The sequence below is a fragment of the Methylocystis sp. genome (genome assembly GCF_051061225.1).
Taxonomy (GTDB): domain Bacteria; phylum Pseudomonadota; class Alphaproteobacteria; order Rhizobiales; family Beijerinckiaceae; genus Methylocystis.
In genome coordinates this window covers 106441-124437 of the sequence record NZ_JBPFEB010000031.1, presented here as the reverse complement: position 1 = coordinate 124437, position 17997 = coordinate 106441, and the positions used below count along the sequence as shown (strand labels likewise).

At 66.5% G+C, this 17997-nt stretch carries 15 protein-coding genes and 1 tRNA gene; 7 read left to right on the top strand and 9 right to left on the bottom strand.

All coding sequences use genetic code 11. The features are described from left to right. Positions 1-6: 6 nt before the first annotated feature. Both ACR652_RS07470 and ACR652_RS07465 read right to left on the bottom strand, forming a co-directional pair. Positions 7-2853, bottom strand: a complete 2847-nt coding sequence (locus ACR652_RS07470) for an AMP-binding protein (protein ID WP_434505890.1) — start codon at positions 2851-2853, stop codon at positions 7-9. A 296-nt stretch (positions 2854-3149) separates the two neighbouring features. Beyond that, the gene (locus ACR652_RS07465) at positions 3150-3470 is read right to left on the bottom strand and encodes a c-type cytochrome (protein WP_434505889.1); all 321 of its coding nucleotides are present in this window, start codon (positions 3468-3470) and stop codon (positions 3150-3152) included. A gap of 213 nt (positions 3471-3683) precedes the next feature. Between ACR652_RS07465 and ACR652_RS07460 the strand changes: the two genes are divergently transcribed. Both ACR652_RS07460 and ACR652_RS07455 read left to right on the top strand, forming a co-directional pair. After that, complete coding sequence (locus tag ACR652_RS07460) at positions 3684-4436, top strand: molybdopterin-dependent oxidoreductase (protein WP_434505888.1); 753 nt, start codon at positions 3684-3686, stop codon at positions 4434-4436. A gap of 395 nt (positions 4437-4831) precedes the next feature. After that, on the top strand, positions 4832-5281 hold the full coding sequence (locus ACR652_RS07455) for an ABC transporter permease (protein WP_434505887.1): 450 nt from the start codon (positions 4832-4834) through the stop codon (positions 5279-5281). A 162-nt stretch (positions 5282-5443) separates the two neighbouring features. Here ACR652_RS07455 and ACR652_RS07450 read toward each other — a convergent pair whose 3' ends face one another. The 5 genes from ACR652_RS07450 to ACR652_RS07430 all read right to left on the bottom strand — a co-directional run bounded on the left by ACR652_RS07450 (position 5444) and on the right by ACR652_RS07430 (position 10366). After that, a complete protein-coding gene (locus ACR652_RS07450) occupies positions 5444-6709 on the bottom strand; it encodes a glycoside hydrolase (RefSeq protein WP_434505886.1) in 1266 nt (421 codons plus the stop codon). Positions 6710-6754: 45 nt separating this feature from the next. Next, complete coding sequence (locus ACR652_RS07445) at positions 6755-8071, bottom strand: family 1 glycosylhydrolase (RefSeq protein WP_434505885.1); 1317 nt, start codon at positions 8069-8071, stop codon at positions 6755-6757. A gap of 360 nt (positions 8072-8431) precedes the next feature. Then, positions 8432-8507 (bottom strand) — tRNA-Ala (locus tag ACR652_RS07440). Between the two features lie 114 nt (positions 8508-8621). Continuing rightward, positions 8622-9977 carry a PleD family two-component system response regulator gene (locus ACR652_RS07435; protein ID WP_434505884.1) on the bottom strand — a complete coding sequence of 452 codons (1356 nt, stop codon included), beginning with the start codon at positions 9975-9977 and terminating at the stop codon, positions 8622-8624. 14 nt (positions 9978-9991) lie between these two features. Next, on the bottom strand, positions 9992-10366 hold the full coding sequence (locus tag ACR652_RS07430; RefSeq protein WP_434505883.1) for a response regulator: 375 nt from the start codon (positions 10364-10366) through the stop codon (positions 9992-9994). 88 nt (positions 10367-10454) lie between these two features. On the opposite strand from ACR652_RS07430, the gene ACR652_RS07425 reads away from it, so the two are divergent. Further along, a complete protein-coding gene (locus ACR652_RS07425; protein WP_434505882.1) occupies positions 10455-10763 on the top strand; it encodes a DUF3572 family protein in 309 nt (102 codons plus the stop codon). 19 nt (positions 10764-10782) lie between these two features. Here ACR652_RS07425 and ACR652_RS07420 read toward each other — a convergent pair whose 3' ends face one another. Continuing rightward, the gene (locus ACR652_RS07420) at positions 10783-11193 is read right to left on the bottom strand and encodes a GlcG/HbpS family heme-binding protein (RefSeq protein WP_434505881.1); all 411 of its coding nucleotides are present in this window, start codon (positions 11191-11193) and stop codon (positions 10783-10785) included. Positions 11194-11379: 186 nt separating this feature from the next. Between ACR652_RS07420 and ACR652_RS07415 the strand changes: the two genes are divergently transcribed. Genes ACR652_RS07415 through glcF form a run of 3 tightly spaced genes read left to right on the top strand, consistent with a single transcriptional unit; the run spans position 11380 to position 15381 of the window. After that, the gene (locus ACR652_RS07415; protein WP_434505880.1) at positions 11380-12873 is read left to right on the top strand and encodes an FAD-linked oxidase C-terminal domain-containing protein; all 1494 of its coding nucleotides are present in this window, start codon (positions 11380-11382) and stop codon (positions 12871-12873) included. Positions 12874-12875: 2 nt separating this feature from the next. Next, positions 12876-14093 carry a glycolate oxidase subunit GlcE gene (gene glcE / locus ACR652_RS07410; protein WP_434505879.1) on the top strand — a complete coding sequence of 406 codons (1218 nt, stop codon included), beginning with the start codon at positions 12876-12878 and terminating at the stop codon, positions 14091-14093. Position 14094: 1 nt separating this feature from the next. After that, positions 14095-15381, top strand: coding sequence for a glycolate oxidase subunit GlcF (gene glcF, locus ACR652_RS07405; RefSeq protein ID WP_434505878.1), 1287 nt, complete (start codon positions 14095-14097; stop codon positions 15379-15381). 86 nt (positions 15382-15467) lie between these two features. On the opposite strand, the gene trpS is transcribed toward glcF, so the two are convergent. Next, positions 15468-16502 carry a tryptophan--tRNA ligase gene (trpS, locus tag ACR652_RS07400; protein ID WP_434505877.1) on the bottom strand — a complete coding sequence of 345 codons (1035 nt, stop codon included), beginning with the start codon at positions 16500-16502 and terminating at the stop codon, positions 15468-15470. Positions 16503-16722: 220 nt separating this feature from the next. On the opposite strand from trpS, the gene ACR652_RS07395 reads away from it, so the two are divergent. Next, entirely contained in the window at positions 16723-17940 is a 1218-nt protein-coding gene (locus ACR652_RS07395; protein ID WP_434505876.1) for an RtcB family protein, read from the top strand. Positions 17941-17997 lie beyond the last annotated feature (57 nt).

The following is a 17997-nucleotide window of genomic DNA, read 5'->3' as shown; positions in this document are numbered from 1 at the left end:
CGGGCGTCAGGGCTTTGGCTTGACGAGCTGATCGAGGTCAGGCTCGCCGCAATGCGCCAGCACGAATTTCCGCGCCTCGTCGCGCAGCGCGATCATCGCGGTGAAATCGGAGCCCGCCGGCGTCAGCGGCGGCCCGATATGCGCGCTGAGCGGCGACCATCTGGGAAACCACTGGCCGCTGCGTAACATGGATCGCGTGCCGCACAAGGCGCCCGGAACAACCATCAGCCCGGCCTGCGCCGCAATTCTGAAGGCGCCCAGATAAAATCCGGTGAGGCCGGCCCGACGCGTGAAGGTGCCTTCGGGGAAGAAGACGAGATTGCGTCCGGTGCGCGCGGCGGCGACAAGCCGTTCGACGTCGGCGAGGCTGGCCGCGACGTCGAAGCGCTCGACGAATTGCGCGCCGAGGCGGCGCAGGAAGGGGCCGGCGAAAATCTGCGCGGCCAGTTCCTTCTTCGCCACGAAGACAGGTTCGCCCGGCAGCGCCGCGGCGAGAAGAATGGCGTCGGCGTAGCTCGAATGATTGAAGACGAGCGCGGCGTTCGATGGCGGGATATGCTCGATCCCCCTGATCTCCAGCGGGACGCCCAGGGCGGCGAGCGTCGCGCGCGCGATTTTACGGGAGAACGCCCAGCGCGCCTGGAGCGTCGGCAGGGTCATCACGCCGAGCCACACGACGGCGTAGCCGATCCCGACGGCGAGCCACCACCAGCAGGCGTAAAAGAAGCTGCGCACCGAGGCCAGAAGGCGCCATCCCTGCGTGCCCGCCGCGGCGAGCGCGAGCCGCGTGAGCTGTCGCCACACAGCCTGTTTCGGCGCGCCGAGACAGCCCTTTTCATAAAAGGCCTTCGCCGCGCTGCGGCGGATTTTCCCGCTGGAGGTCTTCGGCGCGGCATGGGGCGGAATCAGGACAATCTCGTCCGCCACCGCGCCGCTCACCTCGCTCACCACCTGTTGCGCGCGTGAAATCAGACCGTCGCGCGCCTGCGGATCGGTCTCGCCGGTTTCCGCGACGACAATGACGCGCTCCGTCGCGGAGCGCGGGTCGAGCGCGCCGAATACGGCGATGCAGCCCTTGCGCAGGCCGGGAATGAGGCCGACCGCTTCCTCGATCTCCTGCGGATAGAGATGACGCCCCGCGCGGATGATGATGTCCTTGATGCGGCCCGTGATGAAGACGTCGCCATTCGCCATATAGGCGCGGTCGCCACTGTCGAGCCAGCCATTGCGGATGAGATCGCGAGTCTTCGACTCATTGCCGAAATAACCCGCCGTCGAGGACGGGCCGCGAAATTCGAGTCGTCCTTCGCGTCGTTCGCCGAGTTCGCGGTTGTTTTCATCGACGATGCGGATTTCATGGCGGGGCAGGGGCTGGCCGCTGGCCACAAACTCCATGGCTTTGGCGTCGCCGTCGCGGGCGGGCTGCGCGAGACCTTTGCGCATCATCGCCTCGCGGTCCACCCTGTCGATCAGGGGCGCGCGGCCGATCGGCGGGAAGGCGAGGCCGACGGCGTTTTCGGCAAGCCCATAAACGGGCGCCATGGCTTCGGGGCGGAAGCCATGGCGACGAAATCGCTCGGTGAAGCGGCGCAGCGTGTAAGGGCTCACCGGCTCCGCGCCATTCGCCACCATGCGCAGCGAGCTGAGATCCAGCGCTTCGAGGCTCGCCTCGTCGATCTTGTTGACGCACAACTCCAGGCCAAAATTCGGCGACGCGCTGAGCGTCCCGCGAAAGCGGTGGATCGCCCAGAGCCAGTTCGCGGGCCTGGTGAGAAAGCTCAGCGGCGACATCACATAGAGCGGCGCGGCGAAATAGAGGCTGCCGAGCCATGCGCCGATCAGGCCCATGTCGTGGTAGAGCGGCAGCCAGCTTATGAAGACGTCCGACGAGCCCGCGTTGATCGCTTCGCCCATGGCGCGGATGTTTGCGAGCAGATTGGCGTGGCTGAGCACGACGCCCTTCGGGTCGCCGGTGCTTCCGGACGTGTACTGGATCAGCGCCGGCAGGGTCTCGTCGACGATCGCCGGCAAGGCGGTTTCCTCGCGCGCCTCCAGCGTCGCCGTGCTTTCAATCGACTCGAGGCTGTGGGCCTGCGCCCGCAGCAGCGCGGCCAGCGCCAGGCCTTCCGGCATCGTCACAAGAATTCTCGCGCCGGCGTTTTGCAAGATTCCGGCCTGGCGGCGCAGATGGTCTTCGATTTGCGCCAGCCGCATGGGAGGATAAATCGGAACGGGCGCCGCGCCGGCGTAGAGCGCGCCAAAGAAGACCGCGAAGAACTCCGGGCCGGTCGGCAGCATGATCGCGACCCGGTCGCCGGGAGCAATGTCGCGCGCGACAAGTCCGGCCGCGATGCGGCGCGCGCGTCGGGCCAGCGCGTCGTAGGTATAGGCGCCGGTTTCAACGCGGTCGTCTTCCAGCACGGTCAGATGCAACCTGTCCGGATGATGCGCGACATGCCATTCCAGCGCCTCGACGAGAGTCCGCGCCTCCGCGGGCGCCTGAGCGGGCGGCAGGGGCTGAGCCGGCGCCTGCCGGGCCAGAAAATGCGCGTCGCTCGGCAGGGCGTGCTCAATGGCCGCCAGAAGATCGCCGACGGTCTCAGCCTGGCCGACACGGTCCAGCGGCAGGCGGATTCGATATATGCGCTCAATGCGCGCGGTCAGTTCCGTCCGGGCCAGACTGTCAATGCCAAGCTCCTGCTCGAGCCGGCTTGCGCAGGTGATGTGCGGGGGCGTGACCTGCCTGGGCCGCAATTCACGCACGAGCCCCTGCACCATGGCGATGAGCGCAGGCTCTTTCGACGATCCGCCCAGCGGTCGCTCCGGTCCTCGATCGGTGGCCTTGTCATCCATGAGAGCGGCCCTCGGGTCCAGCCTGGGGAACGCCGATGGAGGCCGGCGTGGGAATAGCTGCGCCTTATTCTATCTAATCCGCTGCGCCGTCAGCGACAGTCTGACCGGCCAGGGGGGCAGGAAGGAGGGGACGAAAGGGCGAAGAGCGCGTGGACCGTCAAATTAAAGCTGGAGGGAGAAACATGAGGCCTCCAGCGCGGCTTGTGATGAAGGAGCCATGGCTCTTCCTGCGCGCCACGCCCGGGCATTCCTATGTCTGCCTGAAACGGACCAACCGACCCGCGCCCGCGAAGCTGTCATCGTTTGATGCGGGCATAATGGCGCGCGATGGCGGTCATCTCGCGCGGGGTGAGCTTTTCACCCATGATGAGCATGGCGCCATGCGAACGTTTGCCGGCCTGAAAGGCCTGAAGCTGACGCAACAGATAGGTCTCGCTCTTGCCGGCGAGCGACGGCGTCTGATCGGGAACGACCGATCTGCCGTTGATCCCGTGGCAGGTGTCGCACTCCATGAGCAACCCTTTCAGGGTCTCGTTCTCGCCGGCGGGGGCGGCGGAGGGGAGGGCGACGGCGACGGCGATGAGGATCGGGAGGCTGAACGGTCGGATGGTCGTCATGGGTTGGCCGCAGGGTTGACTGACGCCTCCGTCCTAGCACGCCGCCGCGCGAAAATCGCGGGCGCCGCGCATTTTTCTCGGGCCGCGCATTCCTGGTGGGCTGCATTCTTGGCGGGCTGCATTCTTGGCGAGCGCGGGCGGATGGCCCATATTCACCGAGACGAAGACTTGAGGGGGACGGGTGGACGCCCCTCCGGAGAGGCTGCGCCGCCAATGGATACGCGAAAACGTCCGTCGCTTGCAGGGTTCCGGACCCAGGTCGAACGCATCGAGCGGCGACTTTTTCTCAAACAGGGGCTCTCGCTGGGAGCGATGTCTCTGCTGACGGGCTGCACGCTCAAGGACGATGACGCCGTCGACCGGGCGCTGTGGGCCATGTCGCGCTGGAACGACCGGGTGCAGGCCGCGCTGTTCAATCCCGACAAACTCGCGCCCACCTATTCGGAAGCCGAGCTGACGACGCCGTTTCCCTTCAACGCCTATTACGAGGAGGCGCTGGCGCCGGTCGTCGACGGCGCGAGCTACAGGCTGGCGCTCTCGGGACGGATCGCCGACAAGCGCGCATGGACGCTTGCAGAGTTGCGCGCTCTGCCGCAGGCGACGCAGATCACCCGCCAGGTTTGCGTCGAGGGGTGGAGCGCGGTCGGCAAATGGGGAGGGGTTCCGTTCAGAACCTTTCTGGAGCGTGTCGGCGCCGATCTCACCGCAAAATATGTCGGCTTCCACTGCGCCGACAAATATTGGACCAGCATCGACATGCCCAGCGCGCTGCATCCGCAGACGCTCCTCGCGCTCGACTTCCCCGGCAGGCCGGGCGAAACGAAATACGGCTATCCGATCAAAATTCGCATTCCCACCAAGCTCGGATTCAAGAATCCGAAATTCGTCACGGAGATTTTCGTCACCAACGACAATCCGGGCGGCTATTGGGAAAAGCTTGGCTATAACTGGTTCAGCGGCTCATGAGCTCGATTGCGCTTGGCCACGCAGCGCTCGCGCCCGCGCGGCCGGCGGCGCCAGCGAACTGATTCGCTCCGCGTGCTTCGCGACGTCTTCGGCCGCGCTGGAACAGGGGCGTTTCGGGGCCGGCGCATGTCGACGATCGGTTATCCACAATTGCACTTAACTGCATGATATGAATGACTCTCGAAGTTCGGCGCGCGAGCGAGCGCCGCGCGCGACACGCCTTTGGGTTGAGATTTTTCGGCATTTCTTGCCAAATGCTTAAAATGCGTATCGAGTGTGGATGAACCAGATATTTTGCAAACGCGGGGGTTGCTTTGGCGGCGCTGGACCTGGACCAAGTCGTGAACAGATTAGTTCAACTCGATGAACCGAGCTCCCCGTCGATGAGGGGTTCGATGCGCCGGGCTGGCGGCGCCGAGGACGCGGCAAACTCCGTCCTGGCGCTGGTGTCGGAGGCGGCGGCCTCTATCCGGCAGCGCGAGCAGCAGGCGGCCACCGCCGTCGCGCGCGCCCATGATGCGGCGAAGGCCGTCAAGGAGCAACTGCGCAACGCGGAGGCGCGCGCCGATCGCGCGGAGGCGGCGCTGCGTCAGGCCAAGGCCGAGATCGCGGAGCTGACCTCGGCTCTGGCTCAGGCCAACAAAGACATCGAATTGCTGCACTCCTATCTCGCGGCGAAAGACGCCGAGCTGTCCGCCGCCGAGCAGCGGGCGGTCGCCGCGGAGCAGCGCGGAGGCGACGCCGAGGCCGCGATCCAGAGGATCGTCGAGGCGATCCGGCGGGAGTTTTCCGTCAGCGCCAGTCTGGCGCTGGAGCATGCCGCGCGCTCGGAGGCGTTTTCCTGACGGCGGAAAATGCGGCCCGAATGGCCGGTTTTCCCGCAGCGGACGCGGGGCGCCGAGTGTAGAACCCAAGAGACATCAGTCGGATCCCTCCCCCTGCCCGGGTCGTCAGACCCGGGCTTATTTTTTTGCCACGATGGGTCGTCTTTTTTTTATGAGCAGCGCTCAGAGGCGGCGTATTGCGCGGTCCCGGCGCGCGCCCGGATTGGCGTCGCTTGAGGGCCTGCGCGTCCATGTGCGCCAGTCGTCCAGGCGCGGCGCCGGCGTGTTTTCCGACGCGCGCACCGCCTGCCGGTGCAGGGCTTCGACTCGTTCCGCCGTTTTCAGGGCGGCGAGCATCGGTTCACAGATCAGGCGGCCGGCGGCGGGATCTTCATGACAGAGGGGGTCCCACAGGCCCATCGGCGTCCAGACGTCCCGCTCATGCCATTCCGGCATGCCCAGGATCGGATAGAGGCAGACGCCGCGCAGCGGAGCGTTTTCCTCGAGCAGGGTCTCGGCGGCCCGCACCACTTCGTGCAGCCATGGGCCGCGCCGGTCTCCGACATGGCTGGTTTCGGTGATCATCACCTCGCGCCCGTAGCGTTTCCACACGGACCGAACGAGCGCGTCCAGCGGCGCGCGGCGGGGGTCGTCCTCGGCGAGCGGCGGAAGGATTCCGCGCGCGTCGGGCGCGGCGTCGAGCTCCCACTGGTTGGTCCAGTAGTAATTGATCCCGACGATGTCGAGATGCTCCGGGCTGCCGCCGAGTTCCGGCAGGAGCCGCCCGCACAGCATGTCCCAGGATTGAAAAACGAGCCGGTCGTTGAAATCCTCCGCTTCCGCCGCCAGTTCGGGTCTGTCTTCCGGCGCGACGACGCGGCAGAGCGGGTCGACATTGACGAAACGCGCGGTCGGACAGGCGGCGCGAATGGCGCCGATCCCCGCGATCGCCGCGCGCGCGAGCGCGACCTTCAGCTCCCAGCCGCGGCCCGTCGCGTGCGGCGCGAAGAGTCCCTTTTCGCCGCCCGCATAGGCCATGAAGGAGGGTTCGTTCACGGGGGTGAAGACGTAGGGCCCTTCCGAGCGCGACATGATGAAGCGCGCGACAGCATAGCAATAATCCGCGAAGCGGCGGGGAAAGGCCTTCGACCAGAGATCGACGTCCCTCGGGAAGCCGTAGTGGAACAGGTCCCAGACGACATCGACGCGTCTGCGCCTCGCCGCTTCGATGAACGGCGTCAGGGTTGAAAAATCATGGCGGCCCGCCCGATCGACCAGCGGCCAGCGGACCGTCTCACGCGCGGCATGCAGGCCATGCGCGGCAATGTCGCGATAATCTTCGTGAACGCGCCGGTCATGGCCCGTCGCGACGATCTGATCGAACCATTCCCCGTGCTGGTTGTAGCCGGTCGAGCCCTCGAACCCGGCAAAAAAGAAGCTTCGAAACATGAGTGCTCCTCCGCGCTCTTCGTCAAATCGAATTGGGAAGGCGCGCTAGCTGGCGCGCTTCCGGTTGCGGGTGGAAAACGGGCGGGCGAGGGGGCCGACGCCTTCGGCGCCGCGCCGCACGAGGTCGCGATAGGCGCCCACGAGGGGAGTCTCGATGCGCGCGAGATCGCCCAGCGGGTCGGGGTCGAGATTCCACAGGCCCATTTGCAGAAGGTGATCGTGCAGCGGCCGGCGGCCCTGGCGCCAGGCCCAGGTCACCAGCGCGAACATGGGCCACCATGTGTAGCCGACAATGGGAACGCCGCCGGCGCGCAACCCTCTCACCGCGGCGACGGATTGATTCAGCCAGTCGAGCCGCCGCGCGACCGAGCCCTTGTCGGCCGTCTCGGAGATCATGAGCGGCGCGCCGTAGCGGTCGAAGTAAAGCTTGCCGATCTTCTCCACCAGCGCGCCGGAGGCGTGCGGCATGCGGATGCGCAGGCGGCCATGGGCGTCGCGCAGCAGCCGCTTGCTCGTGAAGATCGGATAGAGATTGACGCCAATGATCGGCAGGTCGAGCGGCTGATGCAGGAAGTCGGCGAGAACCTGCTCGTCCGCGCCATGGCCAAGGAGCCAGTCCCACAGGACATGACGCCGATCGACACGGCCGCTGATCAGATCGAGCGCGAGGAACACGATCTCCTGCCGCCTGCGCGCCTCGGGCGCGAGGGCGGGGTCATCCGTGTCGAAGATGTCGGTCGCATCGACGTGGAAGGGGACGATCTCCGAATCGACCCGCTCCAGCGCCCGCACCGTCTCCACAATGCCCTTGCAGATCGCGAGCATGAGCGAGACGAAGCCGTTCCAGCTTCTTTCATAGGGCGGCCACCAGCCCAGCCGGCCGCAATACCAGGCCGTGATGCGGGGCTCGTTGAGCGGCGTGTACCATTTCAGGCGCCCGCGAAACCGTTCCGCCAGCCGCGTGGCGTATTCCGCGACGAGGCGGGGATAGTCGGGATGAAGATAGGCGCCCTCGATCCAGGCGGGCAGCCCGTAATGAACAAGATCGACGATGGGCTCGATCTCCAGCTCGAGCATGCGCTCGAAGGCCGCGTCGACGAAGCCCCAGGACCAGACCTTCGGCGCCGGCTGCACGCGATGCCACGGGACGCCATAGCGCGCGCAGGGCACGCGAAGATGCGCCATGAGGCCGATATCCTCGCGCCAGCGCTCATAGTGGCCGGTCAGCTCATATTCATCGAGCGTGCGGCCCGTGCGCGCGTGCGGCGCGGTGATGAACGTATCCTCGATCCCCACGGCCCACAGGAAGGAGTCGGGAGCCGTCAGCCGGCCGATTTCGGAGGCGCCGGGCATCATGGTCATGCGGCGCGGCGCCGTCTCTGGCGGGGACGAGGCCTTTGATGGCGTTCCAGGTCGCGCCGCATTCGGTCTCCTCCGCATGCACGCGTCGGGCGAGAGCCTGTCTTTGCGCTCGAACCTGTCCGCGTTGACCGCCGGACATTAACCCTGTCGCCGCGTCGCGGTTCCTCTCTTCGCTGCCAGCGGGGCCTCCGCGCGCGCGGCTAAACCCTTCAGATGTTGTTAAGCTAAAGGAATGGTCGTGACCGCCGCAGGCGGGCGGCGTGCGGGGCGGCTGACCTTATCGGGCAGGAGACGTCGCCGCAGCCCGGCCACACGCGGGCTCGGCTATTGGTGCAAATTTTTTGTCTTCGCGGATTTGATTGGTGGAGCCAGACGGAATCGAACCGACGACCTCTTCAATGCCATTGAAGCGCTCTCCCAACTGAGCTATGGCCCCAGCATTTTACCCACCTCTTGGGGGAGGTTTCGGCCGACGCGCGGCGTCGACGCAGCGGTGTATAGTTCAGCCGGACGCGCGCCGCAAGCCCGGCGTGACATTTTTTCAAAGGCCTCAGGCGGCGGCGGCCGTCACCCTGTTGCGGCCCGCGGATTTCGATGCGTACAGCGCCTTGTCGGCGCGCCGGAGCAGGGCGTCGGCGTTGGCGTCGGAGCCGCGCTCGGCCAGGCCGATCGAGGTCGTCACGGGAATCATGCGGGCGTCGTCGATCGGGAATCCTTCACCCTCGACCACGGCGCGCACGCGCTCGGCGACGCGCTGCGCGACCGCCAGCGGAGTGTCAGGCATCACCACCACGAATTCTTCCCCGCCCAGCCGGCAGACCAGATCGGCGCTGCGCAGCACCCTCTTGATGCGCCGGGCGAAAACCTTGAGCACTTCGTCGCCCGCGTCGTGACCATAAGTGTCGTTGACGGACTTGAAGTGGTCGATGTCGAGGATCATCAGCGACAGCGGCCGGCCCTTGTGGGCGGACTGATCCAGCGCCTGGGCCAGATGCGTCTCCAGAAAGCGGCGGTTGTTGAGCCCGGTGAGCGCGTCGACAACCGCCAGTTCGATCGCGGCCTGGACATTGTCGCGCAGCGAATCGGCGTAGCGCTTGCGTCGCAATTGCGTGCGCACGCGGGCCATCAGCTCGTTGCGGTCCACCGGGCGCAACACATAGTCGTTCACGCCGAGGTCCAGGCCGCGCAGCAGGCGGGGGCGGTCCTCGGTTTCGGCGAGCAGAAGGATGGGGATGGTCCGCGTCCGCTCCAGCGAGCGAAGCTGGCTGCACAGGCGCAGCGCGTCGAACTCCGACAGATTCAGGCTGACGACGACCAGCTCGTAACTGTTCTCGGCGGCGCGGAACAGCGCGTCCGGCGGGTGGGTCTCCACCTCGACGTCGTGAAAATCCCGCAGGCTGGCGACGATGCGTTCGGCCGAGCTCGGCCGGTCCTCGACGAGCAGGATGCGGCCGCGCGCGCCGTCGTTGGGCTCCTGCGACGCCAGGCCGAGATTGGCGGAGGTGCTGGCGCGGGCGCGCAGCTCGTCCAGCATGATCTTCAGGCGGGTCAGCGAGCGGACCCGGGCGATCAGCGCGATCTCGTCGACGGGCTTGGTCAGAAAATCATCGGCGCCGCATTCGAGTCCGCGCACGCGGTCCGCCGGCTGATCGAGCGCCGTCACCATGACGACCGGAAGATGCATCGTGGCGGGATCGGCCTTCAGGCGCGTGCACACCTCGAAGCCGTCCATCCCCGGCATCATCACGTCGAGAAGCACGATGTCGATGCGGCCGTCGCGGCAGAGCTCCAGCGCCTCCGGGCCGTTGGTGGCCGAGACGACGTCGAAATATTCCGCGGACAGACGCGCCTCGAGAAACTTGATGTTGGGCAGCAGGTCGTCGACAATCAGAACGCGGGCAGTCATGTTGCGGCGGTCTCCTAATTCTTTTCGCTCAGAAATGCGTTCACGGTTTCGAGAAACTTCGCCACGGAAATGGGTTTGGACAAATAGGCCTCGCAGCCGCCCTGCCGGATCTTCTCCTCGTCGCCCTTCATCGCGAAGGCGGTGATGGCGATGACCGGGATCGCGCGGAGCTCCTCGTCGTCCTTGAGCCAGCGCGTGACTTCGAGCCCGCTGACCTCGGGCAGTTGAATGTCCATCAGGATGAGATCGGGGCGGTGCTCGCGCGCCAGCGCGACCGCCTCCACGCCGCTCTTGGTGCGCAGCGTCGCATGTCCGTTCGCCTCCAACAGATCGTTGAAGAGCTTCATGTTGAGTTCATTATCCTCTACGATGAGGACGGTCTTTTTCATGACGCTGCTCACTCAGCCGCCCGGCGCCTGGCGCGAACGCGCCGCGGAGCGCAGGCCGGTTGAAACTTAATCTAGCACTGGAAGATTAATGAAAACCGGCAGGCTCCCGTTCAACAACCGACCTCCGAAGGCCGCGGGCCCCCCGGCGTCCGAACTCGCGCTGCGCGCGCTTGCTTTCCTCGCGCAGGACGAGGAGCGCGCCGCGCGCTTCCTCGCGCTCACGGGCCTCGAGGGGAGCGAGGTGCGCAACCTGCTCGGCGAGCCTGCCTTTCAGCTCGCCGTCCTCGATCATCTGGCGGGCGACGAAGCGCTGCTTCTCGCCTTCGTGGGCGCGGAATCCCTGCCGCCCGAGGTCGTCGGCCGCGCCCGGCGCGCTCTGGGCGGCGGCGAGGCGTGATGGCGCGCCGCGCGCTCGGCTACGCGTCCGTCGCCAGGGCGTCGGCCCCCGCTTTGGCGACAATGCCGTCCTCGAAGGACTGGACGCCGGAGACGCCGATGGCGCCGACGACCTGCCCCTCGTGCGAGAGCGGCAGGCCGCCTTCCACCGGGGTGATGTGGGGCAGGCTGAGCAGCGCCACGCGCCCGGCGGCGACGGTCTCTTCCAGAGCCTTGGTGGGGCGGCGGAACAGGGCGGCGGCGCGCGCCTTGGCCTGGGCGATGTCGCAGGAGGCCGGCTGCACGCCGTCCAGCCGTTCCAGATAGACGAGCAGGCCCGCCTCGTCGACGATGGCGATCACCACGGCCCACTCGTTGCGCCTGGCCTCCTGAGCGGCGGCGGCCGCCACGCGCTTGGCGTCGGCAAGCGTGAGGGCAAATTTCATCTTCATGGTTGCTCCCTGCTCAAATCTTTCTCCCCCACGGGCCGGGCTTGCGCCCAAACTGCGGCTCGACTAGGGATTTTTTCGTTCACAAAGAAATCCGCTAAAGGGACATCCCACGACGCGGCCGCCGGCGCAACGCCCGCGCCCTCCGGCGGCGGGGACAATCACAGCGCAGGAGGAGGCGCTCGCCAATTGACGCTCATCATGCCCGCGCCGGAGCCGGACATTCTCGCGCGCCGAGACGAGCTGATCGAACGTCTGCGCGCCATTCTTCCCCCGACCAGCCTCATTGTCGACGAGACGGCGCGGCGCGCCTATGAGTGCGACGCCTTCACCATGTATCGGGCGCTGCCGCTCGTCGTCGCCCTGCCGGAGACCGTCGCGCAGGTGAGCGCCATCATGGCGCTTGCCGCGCAGATGAACGTCAAGGTCGTCCCGCGCGGGGCCGGAACGTCGCTCTCCGGCGGCTCCATGCCGCTGGTCGACGGCATTCTGCTCGGCATGTCGAAGTTCAGCCGCGTGCTCGAGATCGACTATGAAAATCGTTGCGCGCGCGTGCAGCCGGGCGTGCAGAATCTTGCGATCACGCGGGCTGTCGAGGGCAGGGGCTTTTATTACGCGCCCGATCCCTCCTCGCAGATCGCCTGCTCGATCGGCGGCAATGTCGCCGAAAACGCCGGCGGCGTGCATTGTCTCAAATATGGCCTGACGACCAATAATATCCTGGGCCTCGAAGTCGTGCTGATGGGCGGCGAGGTCGTGCGGCTCGGCGGCAAGCACCTCGACAGCGAGGCCTACGACCTTCTCGGGCTGATGACCGGCTCCGAGGGCCTGCTCGGCGTCGTGACGGAAGTCACGGTGCGCATCCTGCAAAAGCCGTCCGTGGCGCGCTGCCTGCTCGTGGGTTTCCCCAGCGTCGAGGCCGGGGCGCGCTTCGTCGGCGCGGTCATCGCGCGGGGCGTCATCCCCGGCGGCATGGAGATGATGGACAAGGCCACCATCCACGCCGTCGAGCGTTTCCAGCCCTGCGGCTATCCGATGGACGCGGAGGCCCTCGTCATCGTCGAGCTGGACGGAACGCAGGCGGAGGTCGACTGCCTCGTCGGCCTCGTCGAAACCATTGCGCGCGCCGAAGGCGCGACGACCACGAAGAGTTCCACGAGCGAGACCGAGCGCCTGCAATTCTGGGCCGGACGCAAGAACGCCTTCCCCGCCGTCTCCTGCATCGAGCCCGACTATCTCTGCATGGACGGCACGATCCCGCGCGCGCGCCTGCCCGAGGTGCTCGCGGGCATGGATGAGATCGCCAAACGCGAAGGGCTGAAAGTCGCCAATGTCTTCCATGCCGGCGACGGCAATCTGCATCCGCTGATCCTCTACGACGCCTCGAAGGAGGGTGAGATGGAGCGTGCGGAGAAGGTTGGATTCGACATTCTGCGCCTTTGCGTTTCGGTCGGCGGCGTTCTGACCGGCGAGCATGGCGTCGGGGTCGAAAAGCGCGACCTGATGGGCGAGATGTTCACCGAAGCCGACCTCGAGCAGCAGATGCGCGTCAAATGCGCCTTCGATCCGATGAACCGCCTCAATCCCGGCAAGGTGTTTCCCACCCTGCATCGCTGCGCCGAATTCGGCATGATGCATGTCGTGGGCGGCAAGGCGCCTTTCCCCGACCTGCCGAGGTTCTAGATATGGACGCCGCCATCGCCACGCTGGACATTCGCGACGCCGCCGACGCGGCCGAGGCGATTTGCGCCGCCAATGCGCGCAACCAGCCCTTCTCGATCGTCGGCGCCGGCACGAAGAGGCGCCTCGGCCGCCATGCGCCGCATCCGCGTGAGCTCTCGACGCGCGCGCTGACCGGCGTGACGCTCTACGAGCCGGAGGAGCTGGTGCTCTCCGCCCGCGCCGGAACGCCCCTGCGCGAGATCGAGGCGGTGCTCGACGCCAATGGTCAGCAACTCGCCTTCGAGCCGATGGACCACGCGCCGCTCTTCGGCGGGGCCACGCGCGGCGCCACCATCGGAGGCGTGATCGCCGTCAACGCCTGCGGGCCGCGCCGCATCAAGGCCGGCGCGGCGCGCGACCATCTGTTGGGGTTTCACTGCGTCACCGGACGCGGCGAGATCGTGAAGTCCGGCGGCCGCGTGATGAAGAACGTCACCGGCTATGACCTCTCCAAGCTGGTCACGGGTTCGTTCGGCACGCTGGCGATCCTCACCGATGTGACCCTGAAGGTCCTGCCGAAGGCGGAGACCGAGCAGACGCTGCTGCTTCTCGGCCTCGACGAGGCGCAGGGTCTCGCGCAATTGCGCCGGGCGTCCGGCACGCCGAACGAGGTCTCCGCCTTCGCCATGTTGCCGGCGGGCGCCGCGCCGCTGGGGCGCGGCGCTGCTGTCGCGGCTCTGCGCATCGAGGGACCGGAGATTTCCGTCGCGACGCGCCGCGACGCGCTGGCGGCGGCGCTCTCGGACAGCGGCGCCGAGTTCGAAACGCTGTCTCCGGCGCGGTCGGCGGCCTTCTGGGCGGCGATCCGCGACGCGGCCCCTGTCTGCGCCCAGTCCGGCCAGGTCTGGCGCCTCTCGCTCGCGCCCACGGACGGCCTCCGGGCGGTCGAGCGGCTGCGCCAGAGCGGCGCGCCGATTCTGGCGCATTTCTACGACTGGGCGGGCGGGCTCGTCTGGCTTTGTCTCGAGCCCGCGGCGGATGCCCATGCGGCCGCCCTGCGCGCCGCCGTCGACGCTTTCGGCGGCCATGCGACGCTCATGCGCGCGTCCGACGAGACGCGCGCGCGCGTCGAGGTGTTTCACCCGCAGCCCGCGCCGCTCGCCGCGCTCACCCGCCGCGTGAAGGAAAGTTTCGATCCCGCGCATATTCTGGAGCGCGGGCGCATGCGGGCGGAGTATTGAGATGCAGACGCATTTCTCGCTAGCGGCGCTGGCCGACCCCGACATGGCGCAATCGGAAAAGATCCTGCGCGCCTGCGTGCATTGCGGCTTCTGCAACGCGACCTGCCCGACCTATCTCCTGACCGGCGACGAACTCGATTCACCGCGCGGCCGCATCTATCTCATCAAGGAAATGCTGGAGAACGGGCGGCCGGCGGATGCGCGCACCACCCGCCACGTCGACCGCTGCCTCTCTTGCCTCTCCTGCATGACCACCTGTCCCTCCGGCGTGCATTACATGCATCTCGTCGATCACGCGCGCGCGCGGATCGAGAAAACATGTCGCCGTCCCTTCGCGGACAGGGCGCTGCGCACATTGCTCGCCTTCATCCTGCCACGTCCGAAGCTCTTTCGCGCGGCGTTGCGCCTCGCGCCTCTGGGCAAGCGTTTCGCCGCTCTTCTGCCGCAGCGTCTGAAGCCGCTCTTGGCGCTGGCGCCGGAGAGCGTCCCGGCGCCGTCCGATGCGGACCGCCCGCAGGTCTTCCCGGCGGAGGGCGCGCGGATCATGCGCGTCGTTCTGCTGAACGGCTGCGCGCAATCCGTGCTCGACACGCGCATCAATGAAGCGATCGTGCGCCTGCTGGCGCGTCACGGCGTCGAAGTGGTCGTGGCCGAGGGCGCGGGCTGCTGCGGCGCGCTCCCGCACCATCTCGGCAAGGTCGATGCGTCCCTGGCGCTGGCGCGACGCACGATCGACTCCTGGACGCGCGAGATCGAGCGTGGCGGCCTGGATCATATCGTCATCACCACGTCGGGCTGCGGCGTGAGCGTGAAGGATTACGGCAATCTCTTTCGCAACGATGCACGCTTCGCCGACAAGGCCGCGCGCATTTCGGCGATGGCCTGCGACGTGAGCGAGCTTGTGGAGAAGCTGGCGCTCAAAGTCGGCGCGGCGCCGAGGCTCCGCGTCGCCTATCATGCCGCCTGCTCCCTGCAACATGGCCAGAAGATCACGCGCCCGCCGGTCGCGGCGCTGGAGGGCGCGGGCTTCGAGGTCCTGGCGGTTCCGGAGGGGCATATCTGCTGCGGGTCGGCGGGAACCTACAATCTGCTGCAGCCCGAGCTGGCCGAGCCGCTCCGCGCGCGAAAGGTCGCCAATATCGAGAGCGTCGCGCCGGATGTCATCGCGGCGGGCAATCTTGGATGCATGATGCAGATCGGCGCCGGAACCGCGCTCCCCGTCGTGCATCTGGTGGAGCTGCTGGACTGGGCGACGGGCGGGCCGCGACCAGAGGGGATGGCGCGTTGAGAGTCGAAAGGCCGTGACGCCCCGGTATCCTCTCCCGCGAATTCGAGAGGAGGGGGCGCCCCGCAGTCGCGCCGACGGGCTGAATATTACCGCAGGAAGCCCACGATATCCTTGACGGCGTTCATGTTCTCGCGGGCGATGGCGCGGGCGCGTTCGGAGCCGTCGCGCAGCACCGTGTCGATATAGCCCTCGTCCTCGCGAATCCGGCGCATCTGCGCGGTGATGGGCGAGAGTCTCGCGACGGCGAGATCGACCAGCGCGCTCTTGAAGGTCGAGAAATTCGCGCCGCCATATTCGCCGAGCACATCCGCCTTGGCGCGGCCCGACAGCGCCGCGAAAATGCCGACGAGATTGTCGGCCTCGGCGCGTCCCTCCAGGCCCTTCTCCTCGGAGGGCAGGGGCTCCGGATCGGTTTTCGCCTTTTTCACCTTCTGGGCGATCTGATCGGCGTCATCGGAGAGATTGATGCGCGAATAATCGGACGCGTCGGATTTCGACATTTTCTTCGTCCCGTCGCGCAGGCTCATCACGCGCGTCGCGGGGCCGGAGATCAGCGGCTCGGGCAGCGGGAAGAAGGCGTCGCCGAATCCATTGCGCTCGATCGACGGGCCGTAGTCATTGTTGAACTTCTGCGCGATGTCGCGCGCGAGTTCGAGATGCTGCTTCTGGTCGTCGCCGACCGGCACATGGGTGGCCCGGTAGATGAGAATGTCGGCGGCCATCAGGACCGGATAGTCGAGCAGGCCCATGGAGGCGTTCTCGCGGTCCTTGCCCGCCTTGTCCTTGAACTGGGTCATGCGGTTGAGCCAGCCGATGCGGGCGACGCAGTTCAGCACCCAGGCGAGTTCGGCGTGCTCCGGCACCTGGCTCTGGTTGAAGACGATGTTCTTCTTCGGGTCGATGCCGCAGGCCAGAAACGCCGCAGCGATCTCGCGCGTGTTGTTGCGCAGTTCCATCGGGTCCTGCGGCACGGTGATGGCGTGCAGGTCGACGACGCAGTAGAGGCACTCGAAGCTCTTCTGCAATTCGACGAATTTGACGATGGCGCCGAGATAGTTGCCCAGATGCAGATTGCCGGTGGACTGCACGCCGGAGAAGACGCGTTGGGGGAATTTGGACATGGTCGGGCCGAAGGTTGAGGAAACTTTGGCCGGACTTATGACAATGCCGGGCGGCGGGCGCAAGTGTCGGGCAAATCTCTGATCCGGCGGAGCTGGAACGGATGACGGGCGATGTCGAATCGGCTAGGCAGCTTGGGCGCTGCTTTTGCCGGCTGTGGCGGGCGATCCGTCGCGCTATTCTTTGAGAGGGGCGATCCTCGCAATAAATTCAGGACGTAAAATGGCTTACAAGGTGGTCCCGCCGGAGGGCGGCCGAGCGCCCATCAAGATGTGGTGCGACGGCGTTTCCGTTGAAGACGATGCGGTCGAGCAACTCAAGCGCGTCGCGGAAATGCCCTTCATATATAACCACTTGGCCGTCATGCCGGATGTCCATCTCGGCAAGGGCGCGACCATTGGCTCCGTCGTGCCGACCGTGGGCGCGGTGATTCCCGCCGCTGTCGGCGTCGATCTGGGCTGCGGCATGTTCGCCTGGCGCCTGTCGATCCATACGTCAGACCTGCCCGACAATCTGCACGCCATGCGCTGCGACATCGAGGCGGCCGTTCCACATGGGCGGACCGACAATGGCGGGGCCAATGACCGGGGCGCCTGGAGCGACATCACGCAGGCCATCGCCGCGCGCTGGCGGTCGCTCGCGGATCGTTATGCGAAGATCATCGACAAACATCCGAAGGCGCGGGCGCAGAACAGCGTCAATCACCTCGGCACGCTCGGCACGGGCAATCACTTCATCGAGGTCTGCAAGGACACCGAGGGCCATGTGTGGGTCATGCTGCACTCGGGTTCGCGCGGGGCGGGGAACAGGATCGGGACTTACTTCATCGAGAAGGCCAAGGAGGACATGCGCCGCTATTTCATCAATCTCCCGGACGCGGACCTCGCTTATATTCCCGAAGGGACAGCGCTGTTCGACGATTATGTGGAAGCCGTGCACTGGGCGCAGGATTTCGCATGGGCGAACCGCGAGTCGATGATGGCCAACACGCTGGCGACGATCCAGAAGCATGTTCCGAAATTCGAGGTGTCCGAGGAGGCGGTGAACTGCCACCACAATTACATCGCCAAGGAAAATCACTTCGGCAAGAACATCTGGGTCACGCGCAAGGGCGCCGTGCGCGCCCGCAAGGGCGATCTCGGCATCATCCCCGGCTCGATGGGAACCGGCAGCTACATCGTCGAAGGGTTGGGCAATGAACAGAGCTTCTGCTCATGCTCGCACGGCGCTGGTCGCAGGATGAGCAGAACGCAAGCCCTGAAGCAGATCACGCTGGACGCGCATATCAAGGCGACCGAAGGCGTCGAGTGCCGCAAGGACGCCGGCGTCCTGGATGAGAGCCCCGCGGCCTACAAGGATATATCCGCCGTGATCGCCGCGCAGTCAGATCTGGTCAGGGTGAAATATCACCTCACGCAGCTTCTGAACGTGAAGGGGTAGCGCGCGCAAGCTGAGTCATCGCTGAGAGGCCCCCTCCCTGTCCCTCCCCCGCTTCGC

What these genes read in the sequence shown, in the direction of transcription:
- ACR652_RS07430 (WP_434505883.1), bottom strand. Translation starts at nt 10,366, where the DNA reads ATGAAAAAGACCGTCCTCATCGTAGAGGATAATGAACTCAACATGAAG.
- ACR652_RS07435 (WP_434505884.1), bottom strand. Translation starts at nt 9,977, where the DNA reads ATGACTGCCCGCGTTCTGATTGTCGACGACCTGCTGCCCAACATCAAG.
- ACR652_RS07460 (WP_434505888.1), top strand. Translation starts at nt 3,684, where the DNA reads ATGGATACGCGAAAACGTCCGTCGCTTGCAGGGTTCCGGACCCAGGTC.
- ACR652_RS07465 (WP_434505889.1), bottom strand. Translation starts at nt 3,470, where the DNA reads ATGACGACCATCCGACCGTTCAGCCTCCCGATCCTCATCGCCGTCGCC.
- ACR652_RS07455 (WP_434505887.1), top strand. Translation starts at nt 4,832, where the DNA reads ATGCGCCGGGCTGGCGGCGCCGAGGACGCGGCAAACTCCGTCCTGGCG.
- ACR652_RS07470 (WP_434505890.1), bottom strand. Translation starts at nt 2,853, where the DNA reads ATGGATGACAAGGCCACCGATCGAGGACCGGAGCGACCGCTGGGCGGA.
- glcF (WP_434505878.1), top strand. Translation starts at nt 14,095, where the DNA reads ATGCAGACGCATTTCTCGCTAGCGGCGCTGGCCGACCCCGACATGGCG.
- ACR652_RS07395 (WP_434505876.1), top strand. Translation starts at nt 16,723, where the DNA reads ATGGCTTACAAGGTGGTCCCGCCGGAGGGCGGCCGAGCGCCCATCAAG.
- ACR652_RS07450 (WP_434505886.1), bottom strand. Translation starts at nt 6,709, where the DNA reads ATGTTTCGAAGCTTCTTTTTTGCCGGGTTCGAGGGCTCGACCGGCTAC.
- ACR652_RS07420 (WP_434505881.1), bottom strand. Translation starts at nt 11,193, where the DNA reads ATGAAGATGAAATTTGCCCTCACGCTTGCCGACGCCAAGCGCGTGGCG.
- trpS (WP_434505877.1), bottom strand. Translation starts at nt 16,502, where the DNA reads ATGTCCAAATTCCCCCAACGCGTCTTCTCCGGCGTGCAGTCCACCGGC.
- ACR652_RS07445 (WP_434505885.1), bottom strand. Translation starts at nt 8,071, where the DNA reads ATGACCATGATGCCCGGCGCCTCCGAAATCGGCCGGCTGACGGCTCCC.
- glcE (WP_434505879.1), top strand. Translation starts at nt 12,876, where the DNA reads ATGGACGCCGCCATCGCCACGCTGGACATTCGCGACGCCGCCGACGCG.
- ACR652_RS07425 (WP_434505882.1), top strand. Translation starts at nt 10,455, where the DNA reads ATGAAAACCGGCAGGCTCCCGTTCAACAACCGACCTCCGAAGGCCGCG.